Below are 8,152 nucleotides of genomic sequence, written 5' to 3'. Positions count from 1 at the left end.
CGGGGTGGGCGCCGGCCGGGGACGTGTCCGCGGCGGTGCGGGAGCCGCCTGCGCCGCGGCGGCCGCGGCGCGCCCGCGACCCGTGTCGCCTCCGGTGTCGAGCTTCAACGTCGGCTGCGCGTCGTCGTGGGCGTAGGCGTCGTCCGCCCCGCCCGCGGGGTCGACCCCCTCCTCGGATTCATCGAGCGGGTAGTTGTCGTAGGGCGACCGGTCGTACGGGGACGGGCCGTCGTCGTAGTCGTCGTCGAACCCGGCGTCGTCGTCCGGGCCGTACCGGCGCGTGCGGCCACCGGCCAATGCCGCCGCACCGGACAGGGCCTCGCGCACGGTGAGACCCGCGATCAGCAACGCGCCGAAGACGCCGATGATCACCAGCAGCGGGATCGACAGCCATGCTGTGAGGCCGGTGGTGAGCGGGCCGCCGGCCGCGAACCCCGCGTACCCGGCCGCGGCGGCGCGGCCCGCGGCGTCGGCGGGCATCCCCGCGGCGACATGCCAGATGCCCAGGGCCGCCCCGGCGATGAGGATCGAGCCGATGACCAGACGCGGACGGGCGTCGGTCCGAGGCTCGGAGCGCATCAGCGTCACGGAGACGCCGACGAGGATCACCGGCAACAGCACCGCGCCGGTGCCGATGGCGTACCGGACCCCGGCGTCGACCCACTCCCCCACCGGACCGCCCGCGTCGATCCACGACGCCGCCGCCACCACCAGGGCTGCGGCGATGAGCGCGAGCGCGATGCCGTCCCGTCGATGTCCGGCGTCGATGTCCTTGGCACGGCCCACCGCGCGGGTGGTGGCGCCCACTCCGCGCGCCGTCGCCGACCACACCGAGCCGGCGGCCCTGCGCACGGCGCCGCCCGAGCTTTTCCTCGCAGCACCACGGGATGCGCCGCCGCGCGCGCCGGACTTCGCCCCGCTCGTCGAAGGGCGGGAGGACGAACGCCCCGTCGACGAGCGTGACCCCGACGGGCGGGCGCCGGAGGCCCGGCCCTTCGAGCCGCCCGAGCGAGACGCCGGCCGCGTCGCATTGCGCGCGCCGGTCGACTTCTTTGCGGGGCTCGAGGTGCTCGACTTTCCTGCCATGCCACTCAGGCTAGTCGCAGAGGCCCCACGACACCCATCCGCAACACGGCCGGGGACGGATCCCACACCCCCGCCCCGCCCGCCACGGCGGCCACGGAAGGCGCCGCCCGCGCCCGTAGGTGCAGGTCAGTGCTGACTGACGGCGACCACGTTGGGGACGATCATGGGCCGGCGGCGGTACTTCTCCGCCACCCAGCGGCCCACCACGCGCCGGACCGACTGCGCGATGCGGTGCGTGTCCGTGATGGACTCCGCCGCGAGGTTGCCCAGCTCGGCTTCGACCAGCTTGACGGCCTCCGCGAGGGCGTGCGGATCATCGGAGAAGCCGCGGCCCGAGAGCTGCGGGGTACTCACGGCGCGACCGGTGTCGCGGTCGACGACGATCGAAATCGAGATGAACCCGCCCTCGCCGAGCACCAGGCGATCCGAGAGCGTGGATTCGCCCACATCGCCCACGGACAGCCCGTCGACGTAGACGTGCCCCACCGGGACCTGGCCGGTGATCGCGGCCATGCCGTCCACCAGGTCGACGACCACGCCGTCCTCGGCGAGCACGATCCTGTCCTCCGGCACGCCGGTCGCGGCCGCCAGGGCCGCATTGGCCCGCAGGTGCCGCCACTCCCCGTGCACCGGCATGGCGTTGCGCGGCCGCACCGCGTTGTACAAGTACAGCAGTTCGCCGGCCGACGCGTGCCCCGAGACGTGCACCTTGGCGTTCTGCTGCGTCACCACCGTGGCGCCCCGTTTGGCCAGCCCGTTGACCACCGTGAACACTGAGTTCTCGTTGCCGGGGATCAGCGAGGAGGCGAGCACGACAAGGTCCTCGCCGCGCACGTTGATCTGACGGTGGTCGCCGCGCGCCATCCGGGACAGCGCCGAGAAGGGCTCGCCCTGCGAACCGGTGGAGATCAGCACGAGCTTGTCGTCCGGCAGGCTCGCCGCGGTGTCGATGTCCACCTCGATGCCGTGCGGCACCGTCAGGTATCCGAGTTCCTCGGCGATGGCCATGTTGCGCACCATCGACCTGCCGACGAAGCAGATCCGCCGACCGTACCGGTGGGCGACGTCCACCACCTGCTGAATGCGGTGCACGTGGCTGGCGAACGACGCGACGATGACGCGTTGGCGTGCCTTGCCGATCACCGTGTCGAGCGCGCCGCCGATGTCTCGCTCCGGCATGACGAAACCGGGCACCTCGGCGTTGGTGGAGTCCACGAGGAACAGGTCCACCCCCTCGTCGCCGAGCCGTGAGAAGCCGCCGAGGTCCGTCAGGCGTCCGTCGAGCGGCAGCTGATCGAGTTTGATGTCACCGGTGTGCAGCACGCGGCCGGCCGGGGTGTCGATCGCGACGGCGATGGCGTCGGGGATCGAATGGTTGACGGCGAAGTACCGGCAGCGGAAGTTGCCGTGGGTGGTCTCCTCGCCCTCGCTGATGAGCACCAGGTTGGGGTGCTGGCGGTGCTCGCGGCACTTGGCCGACACCAGCGCGAGCGTGAACTGCGCGCCGACGATGGGAATGTCCTCCCGCAGGCGCAACAGGAACGGGATGGCGCCGATGTGGTCCTCGTGCCCGTGCGTGAGGATGATCGCCTCGATGTCGTCCGCGCGGTCCTCAATGTAGGAGAAATCCGGCAGGATCAGATCGACACCCGGCTGCGTGTCCTCGGGGAAGAGCACGCCGCAGTCGACGATGAGCAGCTTGCCCCGGTACTCGAACACCGTCATGTTGCGGCCGATCTCACCGATGCCGCCGAGCGCGACGATGCGCAGCCCGTTCTTCGGCAGCTTCGGCGGCGAGCCCAGCCGGGTGGCCGGCGCGGTGCCGATCGCGCCCCGCGGGCCGTCGGCCTTGGCCTGCGGGCGTCCCGGCGCCCGGCCTTGCGGTTTGCGTGAGGGACCGCCTCTTCCCCTGCCCTTGCCGCCCGAGTTCACCGATTTCGTTCCGTCCGCCTTGGTTCCCCCGTTGTTGTTCTTACCGCCGCTCATGCCAGCACCCCCGCTGCGCGCATATCCGCCTCCAATGCCTCGATTTGCGGTGGTGTCGGGGGTATCTGCGGGAGCCGGGGCTCCCCCACGTCGATGCCCAGAAGGCGCAGGCCCGCCTTCGACGCCGACACGCCGCCGAGCGCGCTCACGGCGTGCACCAACGGCAACAGCGACGCGTTGATCTCCCGTGCGCGGGCCAGGTCGCCCGCGCGCACCGCGTTGTGCAAGTCTCGCAGCCGGCCCGCCGCCAGATGCCCGATGACGCTCACCATCCCCACTGCGCCGACCGCGAGCCAGGGCAGGTTGAGCGGGTCGTCGCCCGAATAGAACGACAGCGGCGTGTTCGCGATCAGGTCGGCACCAGCGTTGAGATCGCCCTTCGCGTCCTTGACCGCGAGGATCTGCGGGTGCTCCGCCAACAGCCGGAGCGTATCCGATTCGATGGGCACGACCGACCGCGGAGGGATGTCGTAGAGCATGACCGGCAGGTCGGTGGCGTCGGCCACCGCCATGAAGTGTTCGTAAAGGCCGCGCTGCGGCGGCCTCGAGTAGTACGGCGTGACCACCAGCAACCCGTGCGCGCCGGCCGCTGCCGCATCGCGGGCCAGCTCCACACTGTGCGCGGTGTCGTAGCTGCCCGCCCCCGCCACGACGCGCGCCCGGTCCCCCACCTCGGACAGGACCACGTCGAGCAGCTGCATCTTCTCCGCCTCCGTGGTGGTGGGCGACTCGCCCGTGGTCCCCGCCAGCACGAGGCCGTCGCAACCGCTGTCCACGAGATGCCGCGCCAGCCTTGAGCCAGCCTTGAGGTCCAGCGTGCCGTCCGCGGCGAAGGGGGTGACCATGGCCGTCAGAACCGTGCCGAACCGGGCCTCGGCGGCGCGCGACGCGCTAGCAGTGCTCATGGCCGTCAACGCTACCCGGTCCACCCACGGCGAGAGCACGCACACGCCGCGGTCGGCGCTCACCCCTCGAGCACGAAGGGGCTCGTCGCGACTTCGGTGCCGTCGGGAAGCGTGGAAATGTCGAAATCGCCGAAGACGGTCGGCGCCATCGCGGTGAGCTGCCGCAGGCATTCGATGGCCAGCTCGCGCATCTCCACGTCGGCGTGCTCGGTGGCCCGCATGGCGATGAAGTGCCGCCAGCTCCGCAAGTTGCCGGTCACCACCAGCCTGGTCTCGGTTGCGTTCGGCAGCACCGAGCGCGCCGCCTGCCGTGCCTGCTTGCGCCGCAGGATCGCATTGGGGACGTCCGCGAAGCGCTTCTCCAGAGCGTCGAGCAGCTCCGCGTACGCGCTCCGGCTGGCCTCCGCCGCACGCAGGAATATCGCCTCGAGCCCCGGGTCGTCCCGGATGGCGGGCGGGGGCACCACATTGGCGTCGTGCTCGGGCACGTACCGCTGCGAGAGCTGGGAGAACGAGAAGTGCCGGTGCCGGATGAGCTCGTGCGTGCACGAGCGCGACAGGCCGGTGATGTAAAAGCCCGCGGACGCGTGCTCGAAAACCGACAGGTGACCGACCTCGAGGATGTGCCTCAGGTAGCCGGCGTTGGTGGCCGTCCGCGGGTTCGGCTTGTCCCACGTCTCGTAGCAGGCGCGGCCCGCGAACTCCGCGAGCGCCTCGCCGCCGTCGGCATCGGTCTCCCACGGCACACCGGCGGGCGTGAAGAAGTCCGTCTTCGAGATCAACTGGACGCTCAGCGGAACGGTTCGGGGCACGTGTCCTCCTCACGGGATCGGAACCCAGCCTAACGGCGCGCACGCCGGGCACCGCACGCCCCCGGCGCGTTCGGCCCACGCAATCGGACGATTGTTGGCATGATGGGCGAGCGGCCGCAGGCGGTCGGCCCCGGCAGGTGCACGGGCGCCATCGGTCCGCGGCGGCACTGGACGCGCAACACACGACGAAAGCAGGGGACGACCATGGCAGTCACGGGCCACTCCGAGATCGAGATCGCCGCCACGCCCGCCGAGGTGATGGACGCAATCGCGGACGTGGAGGCGCTGCCCACGTGGTCGTCGTCGCACAAGTCCGTCACCGTCGAGGAACGCTACGACGACGGCAGGCCCAAGCGCGTGCGCAGCACGATGAACGTGATGGGCATCAACGACGAGCAGGTGGCCGAGTACACCTGGAACGGCGACGAATCCGTCTCCTGGTCTCTGATCGAGAGCTCCCAGCAGAAGTCCCAGGAGGGCAAGTACGTCCTCGAGCCCGCCGGCGACGGCACGAAGGCCGTCTTCGACCTCGCGGTGGAGACCAAGATCGCGATCCCCGGGTTCATTGTGAAGAAGGCGCAGAAGTCCGGCGTGGAGACCGCCACCAAGGGGCTCAAGAAATTCGTCGAGAAACGCTGAACCGACACTCCCCCACCGGCGGCCGCTACCTGGCCATGAGCTGCGCGGCGACGGTGGCGCCCAGTTCCCAGCAGGCTTCGAGATCGTCCTTGCCCGGCTTCGCCGAGCACACCACGTACCCGGCCGCCTTGGTCCAGCCCATTCCGGCGGTGATGCGGTCGACGGCGTTCTCCGCGCCCTCGGTCCCCTCGTTGCCGTGCACGTACAGCCCGTACGGCCGCCCGCGTGTGGCATCGAGGCACGGGTAGTAGCAGGTGTCGAAGGCATGTTTGAGAGCGCCGCTGATGTAGCCGAGGTTCGCGGGCGTGCCCAGAAGGTAGCCGTCGGCGGCGAGCATGTCGGAAGGGGTCACGGCCAGCGCGGCCCGCCGCACCACATCGACCCCCTCGATCTCCGGGTCGGTGGCCCCGCTGATCACCGCCTCGAACATCGCCTGCATGAACGGGGACGGGGTGTGGTGCACCACCAGCAGCGTCGAGCTCATGGCCTCACCCTAGTGGAACGGCGAGTGAGCGCGTGCCGACGCGATCGCAGGCGGAACCGTGGGCCCGCGCCCACCGGCCGGGCGGCGCACACCGCGACGGCACCCGGGGTGCGCACTCAGCCCTGTGAATGCCCCGGGGGCGCCGAGGGGGTCTCACCGATGCCGGTCCCGCCCGTCTTGCGCTGCAGCCCCTCGAGCGCCACGGCCCTCTTCATGATCTCGCGCGCACGTTTGCGGTCACCGGCCACGTCGTAGGCGCGCGCCAGCCGGTAGTTGCTGCGCCAGTCGTCCGGGTCCGCCTCCCATTCGACCTTGACCTGCGCGAACAGCGCGTCGGCCGCGTCCCGCTCGAACCGCCCCGAGGGGCGCCGCGGCAGGTCGTCGGTGTCCAGCTCGCGCCCCTCGTCAGCGATCCGGTGCGCCAGGCGATCGTGCGCGAAGGCGGAGCGCAGCGTGGAATAGATCATCCACACACCCAGCAGCGGCAGGATGAGCACAGCCACACCCAGCACGACCATGCCCGCGCCGCCGTCGCTGATCAGCTCCACTGCGCGCTGGCCGAGCACGACGAAATAGACGCCGAGCGCCACCACGATGACCGCGATCGCGGACTTGACCTTCAACGTCGCACCTCCATCGCCGGCCGCGCCCGCCTCACAGGTCCAGCAGGTTCTCGAGGCCCACGGTGAGCCCCGGACGCGACTGCGCCCTTCGCACGCCCAGCAGCACGCCGGGGGCGAACGAGCCGCGGTCGATCGAGTCGTGCCGGATGGTCAGCGTCTCCCCCTCGGTGCCCAGGAGCACCTCTTGGTGCGCCACGAGCCCGGCCAAGCGCACCGAGTGCACCCGCACCCCGTCGACGTCCGCGCCGCGCGCGCCCTCGCGCTCCTGCGTCGTCGCGTCGGGCGACCGCGCGGGCAGCCCCGCCGCGCGGCGGGACTCCGCCACCAGCTGCGCCGTGCGGTCCGCGGTGCCGGACGGGGCGTCGGCCTTGTTCGGGTGGTGCAGCTCGATGACCTCGACCGACTCGTAGAAGCGCGCCGCCTGCTGCGCGAAGAGCATCGACAGTACCGCGCCGATTGCGAAGTTGGGGGCGATGAGCACGCTCACCTGCGGCGCGTCCGCCAGCCACCCGCGAACCCGCTCCAGACGTTCCTCATCGAAGCCGGTGGTGCCCACCACCGCGTGGATGCCGTGGGCCACCGCGAACTCGAGGGTGCCCATCACCACGTCCGGATGGGTGAAGTCCACGATGACCTCGGCGCCGGAGTCCACCAGCGCTTCGAGCGCGTCGTCCTTGTCGATGCGCGCCACGAGCTCCAGGTCGTCCGCCTTGTCGACGGCATGGCAGATCGCCTGACCCACCCGTCCATCCGAGCCCACTACGCCGACGCGAATTGCCACGTGTCCACCCTTTCCATGCCCGAAGATCCGGGCAGTGCCTCAGTCACCACCTGCGTGGCCGCGGATACCTCGACGAGCCTACGCAGTGCCCCCGCACCGCATACACGCCCCCACCGCACGCGACGGGGGCGTCACCGCTGGCACCCTACTGCGCAGGCGCCTGCCCGAGCACGTCGAACAGCGGGGCCGGCAGTTCCGCCGCATCCCCGAACGGCCCCACCACCACCGCGCTGCGGGGCCGGGCCAGCAGATCCCGGGCGACGGACCGCACGTCCTCGCACGTGACGGCCGCAATCCGGTCGAGGCTCTCCGACAGCGGGATGTGGTGGCCGCGGGCCAGCTCGCCCGCTCCGAGCCGGTTCATCCGCGCGCCGGAATCCTCCAGCCCCAGCACCATGCCACCCCGTAGTGCGCCGCGGCTGCGCGCGCACTCGTCCTCGCCGAGTCCGTCGCGGCCGACCGATTCGAGGATCCGGCGCACTTGGACTGCGACCTCGGCGAGGTTGTCCGGACGGCACCCCGCGTACACCGAGAACACACCGGCGTCCGCATAGGTCTCGATGCCCGAGTACACCGAGTACGCCAGGCCGCGGGACTCCCGGATCTCCTGGAAGAGCCGCGAACTCAGCCCGCCGCCGACGGCGTGGTTGAGCACGGCGAGCGGCCACCGCAGCTCCGCCTCGCCGCGGCCGAGGGTGGGGATGCCGATCGCCAGATGCACCTGTTCGCCGTCGTGCGGATGGACGACGAGCCGCCCCCCTTCCGCCGCCGCGGCGCGGCCGGATCGGATCGGCGCCGGGGCGGCGGCCGCCGCCGCGTCCCCGCCGGTCGCCGCC

The 8,152-nt window shown here is 71.4% G+C and carries 8 protein-coding genes and 1 pseudogene; 1 reads left to right on the top strand and 8 read right to left on the bottom strand.

Annotated features, from left to right (window positions below; translation table 11 throughout):
• The 4 genes and pseudogenes from JJ683_RS18160 to thyX form a co-directional block, all read right to left on the bottom strand.
• Positions 1-1,086: pseudogene (locus JJ683_RS18160) on the bottom strand (cell division protein FtsK); the annotation flags it as partial.
• A gap of 126 nt (positions 1,087-1,212) precedes the next feature.
• Positions 1,213-3,072, bottom strand: a complete 1,860-nt coding sequence (locus JJ683_RS18155; RefSeq protein WP_200176186.1) for a ribonuclease J — start codon at positions 3,070-3,072, stop codon at positions 1,213-1,215.
• Positions 3,069-3,977: a 4-hydroxy-tetrahydrodipicolinate synthase gene (gene dapA, locus JJ683_RS18150; RefSeq protein ID WP_200176185.1), complete on the bottom strand. Its 909-nt coding sequence runs from the start codon at positions 3,975-3,977 to the stop codon at positions 3,069-3,071. The genes JJ683_RS18155 and dapA overlap by 4 nt, the downstream gene beginning before the upstream one ends.
• A 59-nt stretch (positions 3,978-4,036) precedes the next feature.
• Positions 4,037-4,789 carry an FAD-dependent thymidylate synthase gene (gene thyX, locus JJ683_RS18145; protein ID WP_200176184.1) on the bottom strand — a complete coding sequence of 251 codons (753 nt, stop codon included), beginning with the start codon at positions 4,787-4,789 and terminating at the stop codon, positions 4,037-4,039.
• 204 nt (positions 4,790-4,993) lie between these two features.
• Between thyX and JJ683_RS18140 the strand changes: the two genes are divergently transcribed.
• Positions 4,994-5,428 carry an SRPBCC family protein gene (locus JJ683_RS18140; protein ID WP_200176183.1) on the top strand — a complete coding sequence of 145 codons (435 nt, stop codon included), beginning with the start codon at positions 4,994-4,996 and terminating at the stop codon, positions 5,426-5,428.
• A 25-nt stretch (positions 5,429-5,453) separates the two neighbouring features.
• Here JJ683_RS18140 and JJ683_RS18135 read toward each other — a convergent pair whose 3' ends face one another.
• From JJ683_RS18135 to JJ683_RS18120, 4 genes are all read right to left on the bottom strand, one after another.
• Positions 5,454-5,912, bottom strand: a complete 459-nt coding sequence (locus tag JJ683_RS18135) for a flavodoxin family protein (RefSeq protein ID WP_200176181.1) — start codon at positions 5,910-5,912, stop codon at positions 5,454-5,456.
• Between the two features lie 116 nt (positions 5,913-6,028).
• Positions 6,029-6,535 (bottom strand): tetratricopeptide repeat protein, encoded by a 507-nt coding sequence (locus JJ683_RS18130; RefSeq protein WP_200176179.1) that lies wholly within the window; start codon positions 6,533-6,535, stop codon positions 6,029-6,031.
• 31 nt (positions 6,536-6,566) lie between these two features.
• Complete coding sequence (gene dapB / locus JJ683_RS18125; RefSeq protein ID WP_200176177.1) at positions 6,567-7,316, bottom strand: 4-hydroxy-tetrahydrodipicolinate reductase; 750 nt, start codon at positions 7,314-7,316, stop codon at positions 6,567-6,569.
• Positions 7,317-7,461: 145 nt separating this feature from the next.
• On the bottom strand, positions 7,462-8,152 hold a 691-nt coding region (locus tag JJ683_RS18120), incomplete at its 5' end, for a M16 family metallopeptidase (protein WP_200176175.1).

Origin of the sequence: Tomitella cavernea (assembly GCF_016599145.1) — a bacterium.
GTDB lineage: Bacteria > Actinomycetota > Actinomycetes > Mycobacteriales > Mycobacteriaceae > Tomitella > Tomitella cavernae.
This window is presented reverse-complemented; position numbering and strand designations above follow the sequence as displayed.

Coding starts and splice junctions, on each gene's coding strand:
- JJ683_RS18155 (WP_200176186.1), bottom strand. CDS start 3,072: ATGAGCGGCGGTAAGAACAACAACGGGGGAACCAAGGCGGACGGAACG.
- JJ683_RS18140 (WP_200176183.1), top strand. CDS start 4,994: ATGGCAGTCACGGGCCACTCCGAGATCGAGATCGCCGCCACGCCCGCC.
- JJ683_RS18135 (WP_200176181.1), bottom strand. CDS start 5,912: ATGAGCTCGACGCTGCTGGTGGTGCACCACACCCCGTCCCCGTTCATG.
- dapA (WP_200176185.1), bottom strand. CDS start 3,977: ATGAGCACTGCTAGCGCGTCGCGCGCCGCCGAGGCCCGGTTCGGCACG.